The following is a 21,491-nucleotide window of genomic DNA, read 5'->3' on the forward strand; positions in this document are numbered from 1 at the left end:
AACCGCTATTACCACAAGGAGGCAAAGATGAAAAAAGGAAAAAAATATCAGGATTTGGTAAAAAGCTTTGATAAGCAAGAACTTTTTGAAATAGATGCAGCAATTGCACAAGTCAAAAAACTGGCTACAGCAAAGTTTGATGAAACCATTGAATTGCATGTTAAATTGGGTGTTGACTCACGTCATGCAGATCAACAGGTTCGTGGAGCAATCGTTCTGCCACATGGTACTGGTAAATCAGTTAAAGTTCTGGTTATCGCCAAAGGTGATAAACTCAAAGAAGCTGAAGAAGCAGGCGCCGATTTCTTTGGTGAAGACGATATGATCGATAAAATTCAGAAAGAAAACTGGTTTGATTTTGATGTAATGATTGCTACTCCAGATATGATGGGTAAGGTTGGTCGTTTAGGTCGAGTATTGGGACCTAAAGGGTTAATGCCAAATCCTAAATCAGGAACGGTAACTATGGATATTGCCAAAGCTGTAGCGGATACTAAAGCCGGTAAGGTTGAGTATCGTTTGGATAAGACCAATATTATTCACGTAATCATCGGAAAAGCATCATTTACCGAAGAAGCCTTAAAAGAAAACATGATGGTATTATTGGAAACTGTTAAAAAAGCAAAACCAGCTGCTGCCAAAGGTCAATACTTCCGCAGTGTAACCCTGGCAAGCACCATGAGTCCTGGAGTTAAAGTCAATACAGGAAAAATCTAGAAGTTTATTGCTTTATAAATAATAAACTTTGAAACGACTTGACATAGAAAATGACAAATGATACAATAACGTCGTTGTAAAAGACGCATTCATCCATAGACAGTAGGTTTGTAAATCCTACCGAGGTTGAAGAGATAAACGCTTATGAATAATAAAGCTCTCTTCACGCTGTGGAGTGAGCTTTTTTGATACGATTTTATAAAGGAGGTGCAGATAATACATGCCAAAAATTGAAGAAAAACAAGTGATTGTCCAGGAAATTGCGCAAAAACTTCGTAACGCCCAAACAGCGGTTCTCGTTGATTATCGTGGGTTGAATGTTGAAGAAGTAACTGAGTTACGTTCCCTGGCGAGAGCAGCAGGTATCGACTACAAGGTATATAAAAATTCAATGATGCGGTTCGCTGCAAAAGAAACCGGTTTTGAAGGTTTACTTGACGTTTTGGTTGGACCTACTGCAATTGCTTTCTGTGATACAGATCCAGTTGCACCAGCTAAATTACTCAGCGAGTTTGCAAAAAAACATAAGGCTTTAGAAATTAAAGCGGGTATGGTAGATGGTAAAGTCTTAGATGTCAAAGGCGTCCAGGATCTTGCTGAATTACCACCACGAGAAGTATTGGTTGCCAAGGTTCTTGGCGGCTTAAACGCACCAATTTCAGGTTTTGTTAACGTACTTAACGGAAACATGCGTGGATTGGTTGTCGCATTAAATGCGATTGCGGAACAAAAACAAGCATAATTCGAAAAAAACTAAATTAAAGAAAGAATATTTGGAGGTTTTATAAAATGGCAAGTGAAAAAGTAACACAATTAATTGAAGACGTAAAAGGTTTAACTGTATTAGAATTATCTGAACTGGTTAAAGCATTAGAAGAAGAATTCGGCGTTAGCGCTGCTGCTCCAATGGCAATGATGGCTGCTCCAGCTGCTGGTGGTGCTGTTGAAGAAGCTGAAGAAAAAACTGATTTTGATGTAATCCTGGCTTCTGCTGGCGATCAAAAAATCAAAGTTATCAAAGTTGTTCGTGAATTAACAGGCTTAGGCTTAAAAGAAGCGAAAGCATTAGTTGACGAAGCTCCAAAACCATTAAAAGAAGGCGCTACTAAAGAAGAAGCTGATGATATTAAAGCTAAAATTGAAGAAGTTGGCGGAAGCGTCGAAGTAAAATAATTACTCGATAACCACTAAAAATCACTTGCTTGCGCAGGTGATTTTTTTGTTTAACAGACGATGTCTGAGAAAGAAGAACAATGGGAAAAAAACAGACAAATCAAGTAAAGGAAATCACGCCCATGGCGGTAAACTTCCCCCAATGGTATACAGATGTTATATCCAAAACCGAATTGGTGGACTATTCTCCGGTAAAAGGATTTATGGTGATTCGGCCCTACGGTTATGCGATTTGGGAGCTGATCCAGGGTGCTTACGATAAACGCTTCAAAGAAACCGGTCATGAGAACATGTATTTTCCGCTTTTGATTCCAGAAAGCCTGCTAACAAAAGAAGCGGAGCATGTCGAAGGATTTGCGCCAGAGGTCGCCTGGGTTACCCATGGTGGCGGTAAAGAACTGGCTGAAAAATTGGCAGTGCGTCCTACATCAGAAACGATTATTTGCAGTATGTACTCTAAGTGGCTCAATTCCTATCGACAGCTGCCTTTTTTGTATAATCAGTGGTGTTCAGTAGTACGGTGGGAAAAAACCACCCGACCCTTCCTGAGAACCTCTGAGTTTTTATGGCAGGAGGGGCATACCCTCCATGAAACCCCGGAAGAAGCTCAGGAAGAAACCATGCAAATGCTGGGGATCTACCGGGAAATTGCCGAAAGCCATCTCGCCATGCCGATGGTCGTTGGTCGTAAAAGTGATAAAGAAAAATTCGCTGGTGCCGATGCCACCTATACCATGGAGGCACTAATGCACGATGGTCAGGCCCTGCAATCGGGAACCTCTCATAATCTCGGTCAGCATTTTACCAAAGCCTTTGAAATTACCTACCTGGATCGCAATAATGAGCAGTCTTTTCCTTATCATACTTCCTGGGGGGTATCGACCCGGTTGATCGGCGGGATTATCATGGTTCATGGTGATGATAATGGTCTGGTTCTGCCGCCGAAAATTGCACCGATTCAGGTGGTAGTTATTCCAGTGGCCCAACATAAAGAAGGGGTATTGGATAAAGCCTGGGAAATCAGTAAAACACTGGGAAAAGATTTCAGAGTAAAGGTTGATGATCTGGACGGCTATTCCCCTGGCTGGAAATTTAACCAGTGGGAAATGAAAGGTGTACCAATCCGCCTGGAAATCGGTCCTCGGGACATTGAAAATGGTCAATGCGTTCTGGCCCGACGGGATACCGGTGAAAAAATTCAGGTCAGTCTGGATAATATCAGCCAGGCTGTGGATGACTTGTTGGTCGAAATTCAGACCAACCTCTTTAATAAAGCGCTGAAAATGCGGGAAGAAAAAACCTCCACAGCGGAAAACATTGACGAATTCAAAAAGAATTTATCAGAAAATCCTGGATTTGTAAAAGCGATGTGGTGTGGTGAGCGGAGCTGTGAAGATCAGATAAAAGAAGAAACGGGTGCGTCGATCCGTTGTATTCCATTTGAAGACGAACAGGAAGTGTTGTACGCAGGAAAATGTGTATGTTGTGGGAAGCCGGCACAAAAGATGGCCTACTTCGCCCGAGCTTATTAGGAAGTATGAGCGTGTGAAAATGAGCAGCATTGCAATGACCAACCTGGGATTTTTCTTGAATGAAAGCGAGTTTTATGAACATATCCGGATGAAAAAAGGATCAAGACGGGCTTTGCCTATTGAGCGAATTCTTGAGTCAGCAAGAAATATTCCGAAGCCAAAGGTTCTCTATCGGGTATCCGAAGCGAAAATCATTGATGCTACTCACTTCACCTTGGATGGAGTTGAATTTGTCAGTGAAGTTGGGGTGGAAAAAATTGCCAAGTCTACCTATGTTTTTCCGAATATTGTTACAGCCGGTCGGGAAATTGAAAACTATTGCCTTTCTCGAGAGAATGTTCTGGATCAGTACATTATCATGGAGCTCTGCAATTTCGCCTGCGAATTTGCCAGAGAAGCGCTGATACGTGATGTGAAGAATCGCTATGGTGTCACGATAACAGATTGCATCTATCCCGGTGAAGATGGATTTCGTCTGGAATCGGGTAAGAAAATATTTGATTTATTCGACAATGTCGAAGCAGAAATTGGCGTTACAGTCACCGAGATGGGATTGACCACTCCGAGTCGGACAGCCTACGCAATTTATTTTGGCTAATCAATTAAATCGATAAAACGTATAAAGAGGCCCTAAGTTATCCTTAGATGGCCTCTTTTTTTATGCATTCTTTAAATTGTTAAACAATTCGATCATTCGTATATTGAGCAGGGGATGGACGAAGTACGGCGCAATTTCAGCCATTGATTCCATTACAAAAGTCCGTTCCTGAATCCGGGGATGGGGGAGAATCACATGGGGATCATCACTGATCAGATTATCGTAAAATAAAATATCCAGATCAATAGTCCGGGGGCCCCAGTGGATCGTTCGTTCCCGTTTAAGTTCCAGCTCGATCTCTAGCAGCCGGTTCATCAGGACAGGAGGCGGCAGGGTGGTTCTAATTTTCAACACACAGTTGAGAAAAGCATCCTGGTCGGTGTAGCCCCAGGGCTCGGTTTCGATAATTGTGGATTGGGTCAGTCCTTCAATGCCAGGGGTACTTTTTATGGCAGTAATGGCTTCGGTTAGATTTAGATTGCGGTCGCCCATATTGGTGCCCAGTCCGATAAAGGCCTGGTGCCAACCGCGGTTTATTTCAATGGCGACGGTATCCATCGATTTAAGGATCGGGGCCCAAGGCTTTTTAATGGTAAGGCTGACATGTTTAACCATCGGGTAGTGTTTTAAAACATAGGTCGCCAGCATTTCGCCAGCGGTTTCAATCAGGTCGTAGCTTTCTTTTTTAAATTCGATCTCCAGGGCATGACAGAGTTCGCCATAATGAACGGATTTTGTCAAATCGCCGGTAAGGGCTGCTTCCTGCATATCCAGAGATAGAGTCACAGAAATCAGAAATTTCTGGCCCAGGGTTTTTTCTTCGGGGAAAACCCCGTGATAGGCAAAGACCTCAAAGTCTTTTATATAGAGTTTGTCCATGGTGCTCCTTTCAGAATACTGGCGGTCATTTGTGCCGCCCGTTTATTTTCCAGGACATCATGAACCCGGATAATCGAGGCGCCTTTCATAATCCCGATAACCGTGGTGGCCACAGTGCCCTCCACCCGTTCGGTTACCGGCAGATCCAGGGTCAGGCCGATAAAGCCTTTTCGGGAGGTACCCAAAAGAACCGGGTAGCCGAGAGTTTGCAGGTCTTCCAGATGGTGCATTGTTTCCATATTCTGGGCGTAATCCTTGGCAAAGCCAATGCCGGGGTCAAGGATGATGGCATCCCTGGAAATACCGGCGCTTAAGGCGATATTAATGGATTCCTGAAGATCGCTATTAATATCGGTCATCAGGTTGTGATAATTCTGATTAGTGCGGTTATGCATCAGGACGCAGGGAACCTGGTATTGGGCGGTAATGTCGGCCAGGGTCGGATCATATTTAAAGCCCCAGATATCATTGACCATGTCGGCACCAGCCGCTAAGGCCGCTGCCCCAACAGGCCCCTTGTAGGTATCAATGGAAATGGGAATGTCAAAGCGCTGGTTGATTGCTTCGATCATTGGAACGACTCGCTCGATTTCTTCGGCATCACTGATTTTAGTATGACCGGGACGGGTCGATTCGCCGCCAAGATCAATAATATCAGCACCATCGAGGATCATTTTTTCTACCTGCCTCAGGCTGGCATCCAGGTTATTGAATTTGCCGCCGTCAGAAAATGAATCGGGGGTAACGTTTAAGATCCCCATAATGAGGACCTGATTGCTTAAGTCAAAATTTTTATTGCCAATTCGCATGAATACTCCTTTAATAAACAATGGTCAGGTTTTTCTTTTCACGTGACCAATCACATTCGGTTTCAACCGGGCAGCAAAAACAGGCCCGGGATAATTTGTCGCTTTGATAAACTAGTTTACTGAATCCCTGGGCTTTTGGATTACGATGATTAAGGATTGCCTCGAGGATTAGATTATTCTGATCGTCAGTATAATCAAGGGTTTTCAGCAGGGGAATTGCCAACTGGTGAGAGGCGATTTCATGGGGTGTTTTGTCCTGATATTGAACAAAACGACCAATGTCGTGGAGCAATGCGGTGGTATAAATCAGATCCCGGGAGAAGTTTAGTCCGGCTTCCATGGTTTTGATACTGGCAATGCGGGCGACTGATAAAAAATGGTCGATGTCATGACGACAAAACGGTCGATTGACCTCACAGGTTTCTATTTTTTTTAGATAATTCTGATAATCATTCATGTGAAAAAGGGTGTTGGTATTTTTTAACTGATCCATTAACCACGTCCTATTTGATGCTTAAAAGTTTATGGACTTCGTCTTTGAGCTCCTTGTTATGCTCAAATATACCGGCTTGCATCGCAGTAACGGTACGGGTGCCGGGACGTTTGACGCCGCGCATATTCATGCAGAGATGTTCGGCTTCAACGATAACCATGACGCCGCGGGCTTGCAGGTATTCCATAACGGCTTCACCAATTTCGGTGGTTAATACTTCCTGAAGCTGTGGTTTTTTGGCATAAACATCAACTGTTCGAACCAGTTTAGACAGTCCGGCAACCCGACCATTGGGAATATAGGCAATGTGAACCTTACCGTAAAAGGGTAACAGGTGATGCTCGCACATCGAATAAAAGGGAATGTCCCGTTCAATGACAATATCATCTGATTTTACGGCAAAGGTTTTGGCCAGGTGAACTTCGGCAGTATGGCCCAGACCTGAAAAAATTTCTGCATACATCCGGGCAACCCGGGCAGGGGTTTCAACCAGGCCTTCCCGGGTGGGGTCTTCGCCGATGGCTTCTAAAATCATTGTGACAGCTTCTTGGATTTTCTTTTGATCAATCATTTTTCTCCTATCGCCGAATCAACTTCAATTTGATCCGGAATGGTTTTTACTAAAACCAAATAAAAAAAGCATTACTTAAATAAAACAAAATGTTTTAAGCAATGCTTCCGCAACCCTTAATTGGTTGTTAAGGGGTCCAGCGGAAGCAACAAGATATCGCAATGAGTTCATTTCGTTTAAAGGCAACTTCCCATCCTCTAACACTTTACGCATCTTGTCTACTCTGTTATATTTAATTGGGTGTATTTTAACATGGGACGGGGCAGGTTACAAGGGTAATATAACGTATTCTTAAACGTTCTAAGTATCGATTGGCTGGAAATTTGCGGATAAAAAAATCAAAAAAAAGTTGGTGAAATCAACAAAAAAAGTAAAGAGAAAAAATTTAACCATTTTTTTAACAAAGTCGCTCAGTTGATGTAATCGATTGGCAATATTTTTACTTGTCGGTCACTGAAAGATGAAAGATAGTTGCGAAAGTTGACAACCGAAAGCGGAGAGAATTACGAATTACATCGTTTACTTAAGCCGGATATGGTAAAATAATTCTGCCAAATAATCAGAAAATTAAAATATAGTTAGAAATGAGTGGAACGATGACCGAATCAGATATATTAACAGCCAACGTGCCAAGTGGCGATCAATTTATTAAAAAAACGTTATATATGCGGGGGATTCCCAAATGGGAATTTGACCGTTATCTGAGAAAGAAAGCCGAAACAATTGGGAAAGATTGCTATACCGGTGCGGGCTGGCAGGTAACCTTGTCGCCAGAGCGACAGGAAAGTATTGGGGTCTGTTCACTGGTGGCAGTGGATGTTACCCTGGTGGTGGAAAAGGATCAGTTTGACGACTTTTTGCGCAGCTTTCGAAAGAACTTTCTTCGAGGTGGAGGTTGACCATGGAAGAAAAGAATTCCAAGAAGAGTTTTTATTCGCTGGATAACGCGGGTGTCCTCTACACGGCCATTGCCTCATCACGAATCACTACTGTATACCGGATGACCGTGGAATTATCAGAAGAAATACAACCAGTGACATTACAAAAAGCGCTGGAACAGATTATTCATCGGTTTCCCTATTTTCAGGTGACGTTAAAACGTGGTTTTTTCTGGTACTACTATGAACACACCGAGGCGATACCAAGGGTAGAGGAAGAAACCTATTATCCCTGTAAAACAATGCGACAGCGGCAGGGCAAGACCTTTCCCTTTCGGGTGCTCTATTATAAAAAATACCTCCATGTCGAATTTAATCACAGCATCTGTGATGGTAGCGGTGGCCTGGCCTTTCTGCAAACCTTGATTATCGAGTATTTTAAGCTGTGCAAAGAGATTTTTCCCAGAAATCTGGGTAAAGCCATGGATATTGATACGGATGTGGATCCAGGGGAGTTTGAAGACTCCTTTAAGGTCTATTATGAAGAAAATGTACCGCCGCCGCCGGGTAGTAAAAAGGTCTTTCATTTTCCCTTTGAACTACTGGATAAGGGGGAGTACCTTTTGCTGACCGGTTTTGTGCCAGTAGCACCCCTGTTGACCTTGGCTAAAAGTCATGGTTGTACCCTGACCCAGTTTATTCTGGCTCTTTACTTTGAAAGTATTCAGGAATATATTATGGAGCTGCCAATCAGTGAGAAAAAAAAGCGGCGCCAACGGATTGCCATCAATGTACCGGTCGATTTGCGAAAGATGTTTCCTTCGATTACACTGCGAAATTTCTTTATCAGTCTTAATCCGGAGATTGATCTGGCCCTGGGCTATTATACCCGGGCGGAGATTATTGAGCAGATCAAAGGCTATATGGGTTTATATATGAATCGGAAGCATATTAACCGCTATATTTCCCGTAATGTACGCAATGAACAACTGATCTTTCTTCGGATCATTCCCCTGTGGGTAAAAAAGCTGCTGATGCCTCTTGTCTATAAACGTTATGGCGAGCGGGGCTATACCAGTGGTTTATCCAATTTGGGGGTGGTCACGGTTCCGGAAGAGCTGCGCCCCTATGTGAAGAGTTTTGAAGTCTTTCCTTCCCCCAGCGCTGAAAGCCGACTTAAGATGGTAACGGTCAGTTATGAGAATCGGCTGGCCCTGTGTTTTGGCAAAACCACTGGAGAAACGGTCATTGAAAAGATCTTTTTTGGAAAAATCAGACAGCTGGGAATTCCGGTAAAAATTGAAACGAATAAGAGGTGAGAATCATGGCCTATTGCCCAAAATGTGGTGTTGAAGTTGAAGATGATGTGAAAAACTGTCCGCTTTGCGACTTTCCCGTTCCGGATGTCAATGATGGAATTTTTTCTCAGGACAGTAAATATCCTCAGGCGATCAATACCTATGAAGAAGATCATCTGGGAAAAAAGAATCAGGCGTTTTTTTCGATTACGATTATTGCGGCCAGCATTATGGTGATTATTGGCGTCATCTATCTGGTTTATCCCTGGAATCATGTTTTGCTGAAATATATCGCCCTGGCGGATCTCAGCATTTTTGCCATTGTCTTTTTTGCCATGGGTTACCTCAAACCGAACTATAATTTTCTGGGAGCCTATATTACCGTGGTGATTACCTGCCTGTTTGTTTATATGATTGGTGGAAGCCAAACCAACTGGTTTTTAAGTTATGCCTTTCCGATTGCCACCCTGCTTTATCTGGATGTCAGCCTGTTTCGCTTTATTCTGAAACACACCCGGCATAAAAGTCAGTTCATTTTTATTCCCACCAACCTGATTCTTTTTGTGATTGTACTGGCAATCGGCATTGATGGAATTGTCAGCTTAAATGTACTGGGGGAAGTCCAATTAACCTGGTCATTGATTGTAGCGGTCTCGGGCCTTTGCATCATTGGCCTGCTCCAGACGATTTATCATCGGATTCCGGAAAAAACCCGGAGAATGCTAAAAAAGAAAATGCATGTATGATCGGTAACGGATCAGTCAATTGATGTGATTAATGTTGACTTTAATAAGTGAAAATAAAGAGTTTCCCAAAAGAAGGCTGGAAAAGATAGCATCGCTATTTTATCCAGTCTTCTTCTTTTTTTTGACTAAATAAGACATACATGAGTAAAATATCGTTATATAAATTGTAAAAAAATCATAAAATTTTAAATAATCGAACTAAATCTTTAAAATACTTAATAAGTCTTAATGAACAGATATTATTCAGCGAATGCTTACTTATAAGATAGTTCTTGAAGTGGATTAAAGACACTCCAAATACGAATATAAGGGTAACATTAATATCTCAAAGACACGCTTAAAATATATTGAATTTAACCCTAGAGAAATAGTATGAAAAATTCCATTTATCAGTCAAAAAATTCTCGTTTCAATTGAGCGGTTTCGTGTTAAATTGAGGAACCATCTTAAATGATTTGGGTAATTATCACGTACAAAAGGAGGTCATTGTAATGGCAGTACAAATTACGACAGCAGAAGCCGTAAAAAAAATTGTTGATCAATCTTCTGTTATGATCGGAGGATTTTTAGGGGCTGCTGTTCCACTAAAAATGATCGATGAAATAGCAGCAGCTGGCGTTAAGGACCTGACCGTCATCAGTATTGGCGCCGGGTATCGGGGTGGCGGTGTGGATGTTGGCAAATTGGTTGTGAATCATCAGATTATAAAATACGTGACATCACATGTGGGAACTGATCCCAATTTGATCAAACAAATTGTGGGTGAAGAAGTGGAACTGGAGTTAAGCCCCATGGGCACCTTTGTGGAGCGGGTGCGTGCTGGCGGTGCCGGATTGGGTGCTGTTGTCACACCGGTGGGGATGGGAACAGAGGTCGAAGCGATGGCACAAAAAATTACCGTCGATGGAAAACCTTATCTGTTATTTAAGCCGATCCGGGCTGATGTAGCGGTAATTAAAGCCTATCGGGCTGACCCTTTGGGAAATTTGCAATATCAGGGAATGAGTAATACGAATCCGATTATGGCCACGGCTGCCGACATTGTCATTGCTGAGGTGGATGAGATTGTCGAGATTGGCGAGATTGCTTGTGAACAAATTGGGACACCGGGAATCTTTGTGGATTATATTGTTAAAGGACACAGTTATGAAGCACGTAAGGTGATTTATGAAGAAATGTGGATCGCCACAAATAAATTATAGGAGGTTCCAAGATGCCTAAAAATTATATTGCCAGAAGAATCGCTAAAGAATTTAAAGACGGAATGTATGTCAATTTGGGAATCGGCATTCCGACGGAATCGGCCAATTATATTCCAGAAGGAACCCGGGTGTTTCTTCAGACCGAAAATGGCGGCCTGATGTTTGGGCCTAAACCAAAACGGGGTGAAAGCAATCCGGATATTGCCAATGCTGGTGCCGAGCCGATTACCATGCTGCCTGGTGGTGCGGTATTTGATGTGGCCACCTCGTTTGCGATGATTCGCGGTGGACATATTGATATGACGGTGGTCGGTGCTCTGGAAGTTGATGAAGCCGGAAACATTGCCAGCTGGAAAATTCCCGGGAAGCTGTTAACGGGAATGGGTGGTGCCATGGATTTGCTGTATGGTTGCAAACGCGTGATTGTGGCGATGACCCATACCGACAAGCACGGCAACCCGAAAATCAGGAAAAAATGCACCCTGCCCTTAACCGCCGCTGGGGTCGTGGATATGATCATCACCGATAAGGCGGTGTTTCGGGTGGATAAAGACGGATTGTATCTGGAAGAACTGGCACCAGGGGTTACTGCGGCTGAGATTGAGCAACTCACCGAAGGGACAATTTTAAACATCATCGAATGGGAACATATCGAAATTACTTAGAAAGATTGAAGAGGAAAGAATATGAATAACAATAAAAAATGGTTGATCCTGGCTGTCAGCATTGTGATCAACTTGTGCATTGGCTTTGCTTACGCCTGGAGTGTTTTCTCAAAACCGTTACAGGTCGATTTTGGCTGGACGCCCTCCCAGGCATCAATGGCCTTTACCATCAACTTATTTGTTTTGCCGATTGCAATGATTTTTGCCGGGCCGCTGGTAAAACGTTTCGGGGTGCGGGTGGTCGTCTTGTTAGGTGGGGTGCTGTTCGGTTTGGGCCTTTACTTAAGTGGCATGATCACCACCGTTTATCAGATCTATATTACCTATGGCTTAATTGCCGGATCGGGAATTGGACTGATCTACTCCATTACCGTTTCCAATACCGTTAAATGGTTTCCGGAACACAAGGGGTTGGCTGGGGGACTGACAGCCGGAGGTTTTGGTGCCGGTTCGCTGATTTTTGCTCCGGTGGCGGTACAGTTTATTGCTGCCCAAGGCGTATTGGGGGCCTTCCAGACTTTGGGATTGATCTTTGCCGGAGTGATTCTGGTGTTGGGGATCTTTATTGCGGCTCCGCCAGCATCGGCGGTTGATAACAAGGCGACCACTGCGGCAGCAAATCAGAGTAGTGGTGATGTCACCACCCGGGAGATGTTAAAAACTGTTGACTTTTATGTGATTTGGGGATTAATGGTGCTGGGCTGTATCTCGGGATTAATGATTATCAGCCAGGCTTCGCCGATTGGTCAGGTGATGGTTGGCTTATCGCCCGAACAGGCGGCTTTTGCGGTTGGTTTTATCGGCTTGGCTAATGCCACCGGACGGGTTGTCTGGGGAACTGTTTCTGATAAAATTGGACGCTACAATACCCTGATGTGTATGTTTGCTTTAAGTGGTGCTGGCTTGGTGGCCTTGTATTTTACCAAAGACTTACCGCTTTTTATGGTAGGGATCTGTTTGATAGCAGCCAGCTATGGCGGTGTCTTCGGATTATTCCCGTCGATTACGGCTGATAACTTTGGGATCAAAAACTTGAGTATGAACTATGGGGTGGTCATGACCGGCCTATCAATCGGGGCTTTTATTGGACCGCAAATTGCGGCCTACGCTGTAGAAAAAAGCGGTGGCAGTTATAACCTGGCCTTTATCATCACCCTGGGCATTAACATCGCGGCGATTATTCTGGTATTGATTGCAAAACGGATGAATGCCAAACACAAAATGATGCTGGCAACGGAGCACTAAAAATTAAAAGTGAAAAAAACAAGATCTGTCGCACGAGACAGATCTTGTTTTGGTTTAAGTTAAGCGATATTTGCGGTTGAGCATGTCTTCCCGTTCTTTCCAGTCCGACATCAGTGTACCCAGGGCCCCGTAGAAGGAAAGATTATGATTGGGAAAACGGAAGTGAAGCATCTCGTGGAGAGCAATGTATTCAATACATTCCTTGGGGGTCTTAATCAGCTCCAGATTCAGGATCACCCGCTGACTTTTGGGTGAACAGGCGCCCCAGCGGTTGTCCAGCCGATAGATTTTCAGGTCGGGAAAACGGATTTGATAGGGCGCCGCTTTGATGATGGCAGCGGCCATGGCCTCGACAAAAATTTCCCGGGCCTGCTCCCGGTACCACATATCCAGAACAAATTCTTTATGGGAAAGGGACGAAACATCCTGGACATTAAGAACCATGTTATAGTTGTTGATCACCACTCCGGTGGTGGGGGATTCTTCAATCATCAGGCGATAATAATCACCCAGAAATTTATGTTTTTCACCAGTTTTGTACTGATAGTTTTTTAATAATTCAGGGACGGTATCAAGATTGCCAAACATAGGGGTACCTCCATCTTCTGGTTGAACAATTCATTTTGACAATTATATCCAAGAAGCAGCCAAACCTGAATAGAAATAGTTGTCACCATAGGGAAAGAATTGGTGATTAACTTGCAAATTTTTAAGATGCCGTTTATGAACTGTACTTTCACTGGAAAAATGTTATAATGAGATATTATCGTTCCCAAACATGTTGAGAATAATCAGAAGTGTTTTTAAATGAAAGGAGAATCTTATGGAGACAAGATTAAGTGTAACTTTGATTCAACACACCCCGGATCCTGAGAAATTAGTGGCGGCAGCGGCCAAGCTATGTTATTCCAAAGCCGGTGCCGGTGAGATCATGGATGACTTGACCGATGATAATGTGGAGCGCTTCTTAACCCGTTTGATGGACATGGGCCACGCATCGCCCATCGAACATGCCAGCTTTACCTTTGCCATTGAAGGGGTTAGCCGGGCCTTAACCCATCAGCTGGTGCGCCATCGGATGGCCAGCTTCAGTCAGAAATCGCAACGCTATGTAGCTGAAGGTCAGTTTAGTTATGTGATTCCTCCAGAAATTAAAGCTCTGCCGGATGGCGAAAAGATCTTTGTGGAAGGAATGGAGAATGCTCAGAAGACCTACGATGCACTGGCCCAAAGACTTATTGAAAAATACACAAAAGAATTGATGGCAGCAGGGCTTTCAGAAAAACAGGCTGCGATGGCGGCCGAAAAACAGGGCATTGAAGATGCCCGATTTGTTTTGCCCAATGCCTGCGAAACGAAAATTGTGACCACCATGAATACCCGGGAACTGCTGCATTTCTTTAATCAGCGTTGTTGCAATCGGGCCCAATGGGAAATTCGGGAACTGGCTACCCAAATGCTTAAAGAATGTAAAAAAGTGGCCCCCTTACTCTTTAAAAATGGCGGACCCCGCTGTGTCGAAGGCCCCTGCCCAGAAGGCAGTATGACGTGTGGCCAAATCGTTGAGGTCAGAGAAAAATTCAAACACATTTAGGACATCGATATACGTCTTGTCCAATAAAAATAAACTAAAATTGAAAAGGTCGTGAAAAGGTATGTTGGAAATTAAAAATCCTGAAAAACAGAATATTATTATTGCTCTAATCGTCGCTGTTTTAGGGATCGCTATTATTTTTGTTCCGTTTGTGATAAAAGCGGTGGTAAGCTATCAGTTTTACTTTACCTATGTAGGTGTGGTGATTATTGTTTTTTCGCTGGGTTATGCCATCTTTTTCTACCGCCGCTATCGCCAGTTTGAAACGTTTATGGCAAAAAAAGACGAAGCGCTGGTCTGGGAATACGATGAAGCTCAATATGAGGGATTTATCGGCGAGTTAAACCAGATTCAGAAAAATTCTGAAAAGAAAAAGATCTGGGTTTTATTGGGAATCGAACTGGTTATCTCGGTTTTACTGGTAATCATGCTGTCTGAAGGATCAAAGTGGCTGGGATTTGTTTTTTTTGGATTCTTTGCTACCATGTCAGTATTATTCACCATTGTCTTTCCGCAGAGCTTTAAATATAGGGCCCTGGTTAAACCCTATGTCACGATTATCCACGAAGACAGCGCTTATATTATGGGACGGTTTCATAAATGGACAAAAGCTCAGGCCAAGCTGAAGAATTATGACAACGGTGAAAAAATGTACAAGGTCCTGGCGATTAATTATGAAGCCTTAACCCGAAACGGCAAGCTGTTTCAGGAATGGACTGCCGTTATCCCAAATCCTGATGACAGCAGGATGATTGCAGATGCCAAAACTTGGGTTGGCAGAATCAATAAATTCACGAGACTCCATGAAAAGCAAATGAGTGAACGCAAATCAGGATCAGAAAAATTGTTTGAAAAAATGCTTGGTAAAGGCAAAAATGACAACAAAAAATTAGAAAAGGCAACAGATTCAAAAGCCCGCAAATAAAAAAAGCCCACCGGGCTTTTTTTTGGGTTTATTCTGGATAAATCATATTTTCTGGTTGGATTTTTTCAAGAATTTCAGTTAGAAACTTCCGGGCTTCATAGCGGGCCATGGGGAGATTCATATCCAGATAGTTGCCGCAATCCCGGGGTGAGGCACCGGGAATCTCGTCCTGGTAATCGGCCATAAAGGTAAATAACTTGATAATCAAGGGCATGATATCGGCTGGAGTTCGTTCGCCTTTCATCAGCAGGTAGAAGCCGGTGCGGCAGCCCATTGGTCCAAAATAGACAATTTCGTCACTGAGTACCGGGTCATTGCGCAGAAAAGTTGCGCCCAGGTGCTCCATGGCATGGAGTTCGCCGTTGTTAATGACTGGTTCGCGGTTGGGTTCTTTCATCCGGATGTCAAAGGTGGTGATGCAGTGATCGCCGCAATAATCTTTTCGGGAGATATAGACTCCTCGTAATAAATCCAGGTGGTTGATGGTGAAGCTGGCAATTTTTTTCATTGTTATTTTTCCTTTCTGGTAAGATAATGGTTAATAGCCTCCAGATAATGAAGGAGAATATTATGGTAGGGATAAATCCGCAGATTCTGGTCGAAGTCCCCGTAGGGAATGGATTTGCGACCGCTATGCTGGGCATGATCCCAATAGGTTTTTAGAATATCAAAGGGCAGCAGGAAGGTTTCGTCGCAGAATTTAAAATGGACAATCAGGAAGGACAACCCCTCCTGTTTCTCGAAGGCTTCCATAAATTCCATCTGATGCTGATGGATATTGGCAATCGGTAATCGCTTCTGGCTGGTTTCCTTAGCATCAAAGCAGACCGGAATTCCCTGGATGTTGCCCAGATAGTCGACGGTACTTTTCTCTTCAAAATAGGCCAGTTTAATGGTTCCTTTAGTAGGATCTAACTCTACTGGTTTGATGGAAGTAGGAATTTTTTGAACGACCGCCAACCCCTGTTCCAGATAGATTTTATTGGTGATATTTAAGTTTTCCTCTAGCTGACTGCCCCGAAGCCCCCGGCTGTTCCAGTAACCCATTTTTATTGCTCCGATAGAAAGGGGTCTTTAAAGCCAAAGCGTTTTAAGGCTTTTTCAAAAACCGGTGGGAGCGGGGCGGTAAAGGTTTTATTCATGTCAGGCAGGGTATACCGGGCGCTGTGGAGCAATTGGCTTTTCAGACCGAATTCTTCATATAACCGGCTGTTAACCAGGCGACTCCCATATTTGGGATCGCCGACTATCGGCAAACCCATGGCTGAAAGTTGAACCCGAATCTGGTGGGAACGGCCGGTTTTTAAAATGATTTTTAACAAGGCATAGTCACCGTGACAAGCCAGAGTTTCGTAGTTCAGGACGGCCTTTTTATCGATTGGAGCGGTTTGCTGTGTCGAGAAGGTGACAGAGTTTTTATCACCATCTTTTTTTAAATAGCCAATAATCTCATCGGTAGCCTTGGGTTTTCCGGTTACGATGGTGAAGTAGATCTTTTCGGTGCGATCTTCCCGGATGGCACAATTGACCGCTTGAAGGGTTTTATAATTCTTGGGAACCAGGATGATTCCGGTCGTATTTTTATCCAATCGATTGGCACAGGCGGGGGTGAAGGTTAAATTGGTTTTAGGGTCATAATCACCTTTTTTTATCAGATAGCTAACGGCATGGTCAATCAGTGATGCTTCCTCGGATTTATCTGGCTGAGTAAGCAGTTCAACGGGTTTATTAAGTACCAGCAGATCAGTGTTTTCAAAAATAATATCGAGTTGAGGGCTGTTTTTATCTAATTTTTTTGGTGGTGTAGCAGCCCGGAAATTGGCAATGGTTTCTTCTGCGAAGTAAATCGAAACCACATCGCCAGCGGTAATGTTTGTGGATGGCTCCGATTTTTGACCATTTAGTTTGATCCGCTTTTTTCGCAGCATCTTCTGGAGAAATCCGGTGGAGGCTTGGGGCATCAGTTTTTTTAGAAAGCGATCCAGTCGTTGGTTGCTTTCGTTTTCAGTAATAACAATTGTTTTCATCTATAATCCTTAAATAGTATTTTGTGTCATTATACCATGGATGTGGCGTGAATAAATTAAGTTTCGGTTGTCGAGGTGGAAAAATTAATTAGGCGAGCGTTTTTTTTACAAGAAATAAAAAGAGCATCTGCCCAAGTAATCAAAGTTAGCTTGCGAGATGCTCAAAAAACGGAGAAACAAGTTAAGGATAAAATAAATTATCGTTTATGGCTGCAGTCCAGGACATTTTTTATTTTATGGGCAACCATGGCTTTGATGGCCGATCGACCTGGTCCCAAATATTGACGGGGATCGAACCAACCGGGATTTTCAACAAAAACCTGGCGGATCGAGGCGGTCATGGCCAGACGCAGATCGGTATCGATATTGATTTTACAAACGCCAGATTTCGCAGCTTTTCGCAACATATCTTCGGGAACACCCTGAGCGCCAGGAATTTGTCCACCGTATTGATTGCAAAGATTGACGAATTCTTTGGGAACCGAAGATGCCCCATGGAGTACCAAAGGAAAGCCGGGGAGCATGTCGGAAATTTTGTAAAGCCGTTCGAAATCCAGTCGGGGTTCGCCTTTAAATTTGAAAGCACCATGGCTGGTGCCAATTGTTATGGCTAACGAATCGCAGCCGGTTCGTTCTACAAACTCGACCGCTTCATCGGGATCAGTATAGGTTGCATTGCGGGTATCGACGTTGACATCATCTTCAACACCAGCCAGTTTTCCCAGCTCGGCTTCAACGACAACACCATGATCATGAGCGTACTCAACCACTTGCCTGGTTAAGGCAATATTTTCAGTGAAGGAGTGTTTTGAACCATCAATCATAACCGAGGTAAAACCGCCATCGACACAGGCTTTGCAAATCTCAAAATCATCGCCGTGATCTAAATGGAGGCAGATATCCAAACCAGTGACTTCGACGGCTGCTTCGACCAATTTTTTAAGATAGACCGGATGGGCATATTTTCTGGCCCCTGCCGATACTTGTAAGATAAGAGGCGCTTGTTCTTCAGCAGCTGCTTCTACGATTCCCTGAATTATTTCCATATTATTAACATTAAAAGCCCCAACGGCATAGCCACCGTCATAAGCTTTTTTGAACATTTCAGTTGATGTTACTAGTCCCATTTTGAAAACCTCCTAAGTGTTATCCTATTTTGCTTGTTGTTTTATATGACATTTATATTTAGCGACAGTAGTATCAGTATACTATCTTTTGTGATAATAATCAAGCAATCAGAACAAATTTGATCGGTATTTACATTTTTATCTATATGGAAATAAAGAAAAAATCAAAGCATTGCTTTGACAAAAGAAATAATAAGAAGAAGGATGTATTCGCTGAAAGTAAAAGTAAAAGAGGCAACAGATTGTGCTGCCTCTTTTCTTATTTTGTAACTAACGTTGTTTAATGAAGCTGGGAAGGACTTTTAATAAACCAACGAGCATGATTGTGTATAAGGGAATCAGGAAAATGTTGGTAATGATTCGGGCAGGTAGCAATACAGCAACCGCCTGTCCATATAGAATGCTCAAAAACCAGGTGTTTAACAATATTGATGTGACCAATTGTGAAACACTGACGATAAACAGGATATGATCGCTACGAAATTCACTATCAAGATTTGATCTCTTTACAACAATAATGGGGAAGACCGCAAACGCGATCATTAAAGCAATAAAGAGTACAAAGACAATCGTACTGATCGGTTCACCTGCATAATAAATGGTACCATTGTCGAAACCAAAGGTGCCGGAAACAGCCAGAATAATTGTGGCCAGTACGATAAAAACCAGGTTGAACCATTCCAGATATTTTACTTCTTTTTTTCGCAACATCATAAAGAGTAAACCCGGAATCAAACCAGTCAACCCGCTGGCTAAGGTAAATCCGATAAAGAAAGGGCCGCCCGGCTTAATAATAAAGCAGAGGATATCGGAAATAAAACCTACGGCGAAACCTGCTAGCGGTCCAAACAGAATACCACTTAGCATAATTGGCAAAGCAGTGATGTTTAACCGTAATGAAGGAAAGCCACCAAGAGGGATGTATACCTCAAACAAAATCTTCAGCACGATGCTGATGGCAATGAGCAGTCCACAATTCACCATGACCCGGGTTCGGGTGGAACTACTAATAAAAGCATTACTTTTCATAAAACCTCCTTGAGTTTAAAGTAATGCTTCCGCAACCTACAATCTGCATTGTAACAGCGGAAGCGACAAGATACCGCAATGGTCACATTTCGTTTAAAGGCAACTTCCCATCCTTTAACACTTTACGCATCTTGTCTACTCTGATATTTAATTGTTATCATTTTAACATGTAGTTAAAGGTTTACACAAGGATAAATAATTATCGTTATTTTTTAATCAAAGTGGTAATTATTGTGATTTTGGGTATATAATAGTATCAGTCAAAGAAAAACTGAAAGAAAAAAAGTAAATGGAGGGTAATAAATGAAAAAGCTATGGAAATGTGGTGTCTGCGGTTATAAGATGGAAGGCCTTGAAGCCCCGGAAAATTGTCCTAAATGTGGAGCTCCCCGGGAGCAATTTGCAGCTTTAAGTGACGAAGAGGCTAAAAAAGTATATGACTCCTATGTTACCAACGATATTCATATGGAAGTGATTGGACTGGCTGAAAAAATCGTTCATCTGTCAAGAAAGGGTGCAGAAATCAATCTGGATCCAGGATGTCTGCATATTTTTCAGAAAGCCGAAGCCGATTGTTACGTCATCAAGGAAATGTGCAAAGCAGAAATAGCCGGGCATATCTCAAAAGGTAAATGGTAAAAAAATATTGAAATGGAGCTAGGGTTTGTGTTATGATAGTTCAGTAAGTTTTTACTGCTGGCGTGGCACAGATGGTAGCGCAACTGATTCGTAATCAGTAGGTCGGGGGTTCGATTCCCCCCGCTAGCTCCAGTATCAAGTAATTAAGCCCTTTCTGAGGGCTTTTTATTTTTGTCCATTTTATTTTGCCCCTTGATTTGCCCCTTATAGAATTTATCAAGTTTTTTTGATGAAAGCACCTTTTGTTTCTCCAAAACGGTTGTATAGGTGTTTAAAGTCTCGGAGATGTCCGCATGGCCCATCAGCATTTGGACAGTCTTAGGAGCTTCTCCCAGTTCAAACAAACGGGTGGCATAGGTATGCCGGAGATCATAAAACCTTTTATTTTTTATTCCGCAGGATTCATAAATCTTCTTAATCCGTTTATTCATATTCTGTCGATCCAGGTATGTGCCAATTGAATTACTGAAAACAAGAAAATCACCTTCAACGGCAACGCCATATTTTAAAAACTTTTCCTTTTGATTAATTTGATATTGTTTTAATTTGGTCAAGATGCCATCAGGAATAGGCACCAGGCGATTGGCGTTTTTAGTCTTAGGCGGGCCGGTAACTCCGATGTATTTGTTTAAATCAATATCTTTGCTGACTTTATAAGCCTTGTTTACTCGAATTGTTTTCCCTTTGAAATCAATATCCTCCCAGATTAATGCTGAAAGTTCCCCGGGGCGCAGTCCAGTATACATGGCCGTAAGATAAAGCATTTCATAGTCATCATCTTTGATCGCAATTTCGAATGCTGTTTGTTCTTTAATCGTTAGCGGTCTGACAGTTGGGGTAGGCGTTTTGATGATGGTTCTGTCCTCTGGAATCTTGATGATTTTTGAAAAATCATTTGGTATCCGGGCTGTTTCTGCAGCAAAGCGGATGGCAGGCCGTACTATTTTATTTACACCGTTGATAACGCTGGTTGATACGCCTGATTTGAAGAGGTCATTATACCAATCCTGAATTTTCTTTGGTGTGAGTTTTTTTAGTTGAACATTGGACACTGGTGAATGCTCAATATATTTTCTGAACTTATTATCATAGGACTCTTTGGTGGATGGCTTTTTATCCACCAAATGGACCTGGTACAGCCAGTATTTGACAAATTCACCAAAGGGTTGGGTATCGGTTGAAAGATCCCCATCCATTTCTTTTTTTGCTTTTCCAATTGTTTTTTGCAAGTACTTTTTGCAGAAAGTTGCAAGTTAAAAATACAGAATGTTGCATTATGGAAAATCCATAGTTTTGCAAGCTGAAATGCGAAGCGATTTCGATAAAACTCAAAGCATTGCAGGC

Annotated in this window: 25 protein-coding genes, 1 tRNA gene, 2 riboswitches and 1 other annotated feature; of the genes, 15 read left to right on the forward strand and 11 right to left on the reverse strand. The window is 42.7% G+C overall.

Going from position 1 to position 21,491, the window contains the following annotated elements; genetic code table 11:
- Positions 1 to 27: 27 nt before the first annotated feature.
- The 5 genes from rplA (at position 28) to ACWI_RS16165 (ending at position 4,020) form a co-directional block, all read left to right on the forward strand.
- Positions 28 to 717 (forward strand): 50S ribosomal protein L1, encoded by a 690-nt coding sequence (gene rplA / locus ACWI_RS16145; protein ID WP_070372473.1) that lies wholly within the window; start codon positions 28 to 30, stop codon positions 715 to 717.
- Positions 718 to 792: 75 nt separating this feature from the next.
- Positions 793 to 913, forward strand: a sequence feature (ribosomal protein L10 leader region).
- Between the two features lie 24 nt (positions 914 to 937).
- Complete coding sequence (rplJ, locus tag ACWI_RS16150; protein WP_070372474.1) at positions 938 to 1,459, forward strand: 50S ribosomal protein L10; 522 nt, start codon at positions 938 to 940, stop codon at positions 1,457 to 1,459.
- A gap of 47 nt (positions 1,460 to 1,506) precedes the next feature.
- Positions 1,507 to 1,890 carry a 50S ribosomal protein L7/L12 gene (rplL, locus tag ACWI_RS16155; protein WP_070372475.1) on the forward strand — a complete coding sequence of 128 codons (384 nt, stop codon included), beginning with the start codon at positions 1,507 to 1,509 and terminating at the stop codon, positions 1,888 to 1,890.
- 80 nt (positions 1,891 to 1,970) lie between these two features.
- Positions 1,971 to 3,422: a proline--tRNA ligase gene (gene proS, locus ACWI_RS16160; protein ID WP_070372476.1), complete on the forward strand. Its 1,452-nt coding sequence runs from the start codon at positions 1,971 to 1,973 to the stop codon at positions 3,420 to 3,422.
- 19 nt (positions 3,423 to 3,441) lie between these two features.
- A complete protein-coding gene (locus ACWI_RS16165; protein ID WP_139142398.1) occupies positions 3,442 to 4,020 on the forward strand; it encodes a hypothetical protein in 579 nt (192 codons plus the stop codon).
- 60 nt (positions 4,021 to 4,080) lie between these two features.
- On the opposite strand, the gene folK is transcribed toward ACWI_RS16165, so the two are convergent.
- From folK to folE, 4 genes are read right to left on the reverse strand one after another with little or no spacing between them, the layout of a single operon-like run.
- Positions 4,081 to 4,899, reverse strand: coding sequence for a 2-amino-4-hydroxy-6-hydroxymethyldihydropteridine diphosphokinase (gene folK / locus ACWI_RS16170; protein WP_070372478.1), 819 nt, complete (start codon positions 4,897 to 4,899; stop codon positions 4,081 to 4,083).
- The gene (gene folP, locus ACWI_RS16175; RefSeq protein WP_070372479.1) at positions 4,881 to 5,708 is read right to left on the reverse strand and encodes a dihydropteroate synthase; all 828 of its coding nucleotides are present in this window, start codon (positions 5,706 to 5,708) and stop codon (positions 4,881 to 4,883) included. Before folP ends, folK begins: the two co-directional genes overlap by 19 nt.
- Positions 5,709 to 5,718: 10 nt before the next feature.
- On the reverse strand, positions 5,719 to 6,201 hold the full coding sequence (locus tag ACWI_RS16180; RefSeq protein WP_070372480.1) for an HD domain-containing protein: 483 nt from the start codon (positions 6,199 to 6,201) through the stop codon (positions 5,719 to 5,721).
- A 10-nt stretch (positions 6,202 to 6,211) separates the two neighbouring features.
- Entirely contained in the window at positions 6,212 to 6,769 is a 558-nt protein-coding gene (gene folE, locus ACWI_RS16185) for a GTP cyclohydrolase I FolE (RefSeq protein WP_175440967.1), read from the reverse strand.
- A 138-nt stretch (positions 6,770 to 6,907) separates the two neighbouring features.
- A riboswitch (THF riboswitch) is annotated at positions 6,908 to 7,000 on the reverse strand.
- Between the two features lie 368 nt (positions 7,001 to 7,368).
- On the opposite strand from folE, the gene ACWI_RS16190 reads away from it, so the two are divergent.
- The 6 genes from ACWI_RS16190 (at position 7,369) to ACWI_RS16215 (ending at position 12,806) form a co-directional block, all read left to right on the forward strand.
- A complete protein-coding gene (locus ACWI_RS16190) occupies positions 7,369 to 7,671 on the forward strand; it encodes a MoaD-like domain-containing protein (RefSeq protein ID WP_070372482.1) in 303 nt (100 codons plus the stop codon).
- 2 nt (positions 7,672 to 7,673) lie between these two features.
- A complete protein-coding gene (locus tag ACWI_RS16195; protein ID WP_070372483.1) occupies positions 7,674 to 8,969 on the forward strand; it encodes a hypothetical protein in 1,296 nt (431 codons plus the stop codon).
- 5 nt (positions 8,970 to 8,974) lie between these two features.
- A complete protein-coding gene (locus tag ACWI_RS16200; RefSeq protein WP_070372484.1) occupies positions 8,975 to 9,694 on the forward strand; it encodes a hypothetical protein in 720 nt (239 codons plus the stop codon).
- Positions 9,695 to 10,185: 491 nt separating this feature from the next.
- Positions 10,186 to 10,896 (forward strand): CoA transferase subunit A, encoded by a 711-nt coding sequence (locus ACWI_RS16205; protein WP_070372485.1) that lies wholly within the window; start codon positions 10,186 to 10,188, stop codon positions 10,894 to 10,896.
- 11 nt (positions 10,897 to 10,907) lie between these two features.
- Positions 10,908 to 11,561: a 3-oxoacid CoA-transferase subunit B gene (locus tag ACWI_RS16210; protein ID WP_070372486.1), complete on the forward strand. Its 654-nt coding sequence runs from the start codon at positions 10,908 to 10,910 to the stop codon at positions 11,559 to 11,561.
- Positions 11,562 to 11,582: 21 nt separating this feature from the next.
- On the forward strand, positions 11,583 to 12,806 hold the full coding sequence (locus ACWI_RS16215) for an L-lactate MFS transporter (protein WP_070372487.1): 1,224 nt from the start codon (positions 11,583 to 11,585) through the stop codon (positions 12,804 to 12,806).
- A gap of 54 nt (positions 12,807 to 12,860) precedes the next feature.
- On the opposite strand, the gene ACWI_RS16220 is transcribed toward ACWI_RS16215, so the two are convergent.
- Positions 12,861 to 13,394 carry a M48 family metallopeptidase gene (locus ACWI_RS16220; RefSeq protein ID WP_070372488.1) on the reverse strand — a complete coding sequence of 178 codons (534 nt, stop codon included), beginning with the start codon at positions 13,392 to 13,394 and terminating at the stop codon, positions 12,861 to 12,863.
- Positions 13,395 to 13,629: 235 nt separating this feature from the next.
- On the opposite strand from ACWI_RS16220, the gene thyX reads away from it, so the two are divergent.
- Complete coding sequence (gene thyX, locus ACWI_RS16225; RefSeq protein ID WP_070372489.1) at positions 13,630 to 14,400, forward strand: FAD-dependent thymidylate synthase; 771 nt, start codon at positions 13,630 to 13,632, stop codon at positions 14,398 to 14,400.
- Positions 14,401 to 14,461: 61 nt separating this feature from the next.
- The gene (locus ACWI_RS16230; protein ID WP_070372490.1) at positions 14,462 to 15,325 is read left to right on the forward strand and encodes a hypothetical protein; all 864 of its coding nucleotides are present in this window, start codon (positions 14,462 to 14,464) and stop codon (positions 15,323 to 15,325) included.
- Positions 15,326 to 15,353: 28 nt separating this feature from the next.
- Here the strand turns inward: ACWI_RS16230 and ACWI_RS16235 are convergent, their stop codons facing one another.
- From ACWI_RS16235 to ACWI_RS16255, 5 genes are all read right to left on the reverse strand, one after another.
- On the reverse strand, positions 15,354 to 15,833 hold the full coding sequence (locus ACWI_RS16235) for an S-ribosylhomocysteine lyase (protein WP_070372491.1): 480 nt from the start codon (positions 15,831 to 15,833) through the stop codon (positions 15,354 to 15,356).
- Between the two features lie 2 nt (positions 15,834 to 15,835).
- A complete protein-coding gene (locus ACWI_RS16240) occupies positions 15,836 to 16,372 on the reverse strand; it encodes a Holliday junction resolvase RecU (protein ID WP_070372492.1) in 537 nt (178 codons plus the stop codon).
- 2 nt (positions 16,373 to 16,374) lie between these two features.
- Positions 16,375 to 17,352, reverse strand: a complete 978-nt coding sequence (locus ACWI_RS16245) for an RluA family pseudouridine synthase (protein ID WP_070372493.1) — start codon at positions 17,350 to 17,352, stop codon at positions 16,375 to 16,377.
- A 197-nt stretch (positions 17,353 to 17,549) separates the two neighbouring features.
- Positions 17,550 to 18,479, reverse strand: a complete 930-nt coding sequence (gene fba / locus ACWI_RS16250) for a class II fructose-1,6-bisphosphate aldolase (protein WP_070372494.1) — start codon at positions 18,477 to 18,479, stop codon at positions 17,550 to 17,552.
- Positions 18,480 to 18,749: 270 nt separating this feature from the next.
- Entirely contained in the window at positions 18,750 to 19,508 is a 759-nt protein-coding gene (locus ACWI_RS16255) for a folate family ECF transporter S component (RefSeq protein ID WP_070372495.1), read from the reverse strand.
- Positions 19,509 to 19,560: 52 nt separating this feature from the next.
- Positions 19,561 to 19,653, reverse strand: a riboswitch (THF riboswitch).
- A gap of 158 nt (positions 19,654 to 19,811) precedes the next feature.
- On the opposite strand from ACWI_RS16255, the gene ACWI_RS16260 reads away from it, so the two are divergent.
- A complete protein-coding gene (locus tag ACWI_RS16260; RefSeq protein ID WP_070372496.1) occupies positions 19,812 to 20,147 on the forward strand; it encodes a rubredoxin-like domain-containing protein in 336 nt (111 codons plus the stop codon).
- A gap of 56 nt (positions 20,148 to 20,203) precedes the next feature.
- Positions 20,204 to 20,279 (forward strand) — tRNA-Thr (locus ACWI_RS16265).
- 11 nt (positions 20,280 to 20,290) lie between these two features.
- Here the strand turns inward: ACWI_RS16265 and ACWI_RS16270 are convergent.
- Complete coding sequence (locus tag ACWI_RS16270; protein ID WP_070372497.1) at positions 20,291 to 21,376, reverse strand: tyrosine-type recombinase/integrase; 1,086 nt, start codon at positions 21,374 to 21,376, stop codon at positions 20,291 to 20,293.
- Between the last annotated feature and the right edge of the window lie 115 nt (positions 21,377 to 21,491).

The organism is Acetobacterium wieringae (assembly GCF_001766835.1).
GTDB lineage: Bacteria > Bacillota > Clostridia > Eubacteriales > Eubacteriaceae > Acetobacterium > Acetobacterium wieringae.

What these genes read in the sequence shown, in the direction of transcription:
- ACWI_RS16240 (WP_070372492.1), bottom strand. Translation starts at nt 16,372, where the DNA reads ATGGGTTACTGGAACAGCCGGGGGCTTCGGGGCAGTCAGCTAGAGGAA.
- ACWI_RS16260 (WP_070372496.1), top strand. Translation starts at nt 19,812, where the DNA reads ATGAAAAAGCTATGGAAATGTGGTGTCTGCGGTTATAAGATGGAAGGC.
- ACWI_RS16210 (WP_070372486.1), top strand. Translation starts at nt 10,908, where the DNA reads ATGCCTAAAAATTATATTGCCAGAAGAATCGCTAAAGAATTTAAAGAC.
- ACWI_RS16235 (WP_070372491.1), bottom strand. Translation starts at nt 15,833, where the DNA reads ATGAAAAAAATTGCCAGCTTCACCATCAACCACCTGGATTTATTACGA.
- ACWI_RS16215 (WP_070372487.1), top strand. Translation starts at nt 11,583, where the DNA reads ATGAATAACAATAAAAAATGGTTGATCCTGGCTGTCAGCATTGTGATC.
- ACWI_RS16200 (WP_070372484.1), top strand. Translation starts at nt 8,975, where the DNA reads ATGGCCTATTGCCCAAAATGTGGTGTTGAAGTTGAAGATGATGTGAAA.
- ACWI_RS16180 (WP_070372480.1), bottom strand. Translation starts at nt 6,201, where the DNA reads ATGGATCAGTTAAAAAATACCAACACCCTTTTTCACATGAATGATTAT.
- folP (WP_070372479.1), bottom strand. Translation starts at nt 5,708, where the DNA reads ATGCGAATTGGCAATAAAAATTTTGACTTAAGCAATCAGGTCCTCATT.
- folK (WP_070372478.1), bottom strand. Translation starts at nt 4,899, where the DNA reads ATGGACAAACTCTATATAAAAGACTTTGAGGTCTTTGCCTATCACGGG.
- rplL (WP_070372475.1), top strand. Translation starts at nt 1,507, where the DNA reads ATGGCAAGTGAAAAAGTAACACAATTAATTGAAGACGTAAAAGGTTTA.
- ACWI_RS16245 (WP_070372493.1), bottom strand. Translation starts at nt 17,352, where the DNA reads ATGAAAACAATTGTTATTACTGAAAACGAAAGCAACCAACGACTGGAT.
- rplA (WP_070372473.1), top strand. Translation starts at nt 28, where the DNA reads ATGAAAAAAGGAAAAAAATATCAGGATTTGGTAAAAAGCTTTGATAAG.
- ACWI_RS16230 (WP_070372490.1), top strand. Translation starts at nt 14,462, where the DNA reads ATGTTGGAAATTAAAAATCCTGAAAAACAGAATATTATTATTGCTCTA.
- ACWI_RS16165 (WP_139142398.1), top strand. Translation starts at nt 3,442, where the DNA reads ATGAGCAGCATTGCAATGACCAACCTGGGATTTTTCTTGAATGAAAGC.
- proS (WP_070372476.1), top strand. Translation starts at nt 1,971, where the DNA reads ATGGGAAAAAAACAGACAAATCAAGTAAAGGAAATCACGCCCATGGCG.
- ACWI_RS16195 (WP_070372483.1), top strand. Translation starts at nt 7,674, where the DNA reads ATGGAAGAAAAGAATTCCAAGAAGAGTTTTTATTCGCTGGATAACGCG.
- ACWI_RS16190 (WP_070372482.1), top strand. Translation starts at nt 7,369, where the DNA reads ATGACCGAATCAGATATATTAACAGCCAACGTGCCAAGTGGCGATCAA.
- fba (WP_070372494.1), bottom strand. Translation starts at nt 18,479, where the DNA reads ATGGGACTAGTAACATCAACTGAAATGTTCAAAAAAGCTTATGACGGT.
- ACWI_RS16255 (WP_070372495.1), bottom strand. Translation starts at nt 19,508, where the DNA reads ATGAAAAGTAATGCTTTTATTAGTAGTTCCACCCGAACCCGGGTCATG.
- thyX (WP_070372489.1), top strand. Translation starts at nt 13,630, where the DNA reads ATGGAGACAAGATTAAGTGTAACTTTGATTCAACACACCCCGGATCCT.
- ACWI_RS16205 (WP_070372485.1), top strand. Translation starts at nt 10,186, where the DNA reads ATGGCAGTACAAATTACGACAGCAGAAGCCGTAAAAAAAATTGTTGAT.
- ACWI_RS16220 (WP_070372488.1), bottom strand. Translation starts at nt 13,394, where the DNA reads ATGTTTGGCAATCTTGATACCGTCCCTGAATTATTAAAAAACTATCAG.
- rplJ (WP_070372474.1), top strand. Translation starts at nt 938, where the DNA reads ATGCCAAAAATTGAAGAAAAACAAGTGATTGTCCAGGAAATTGCGCAA.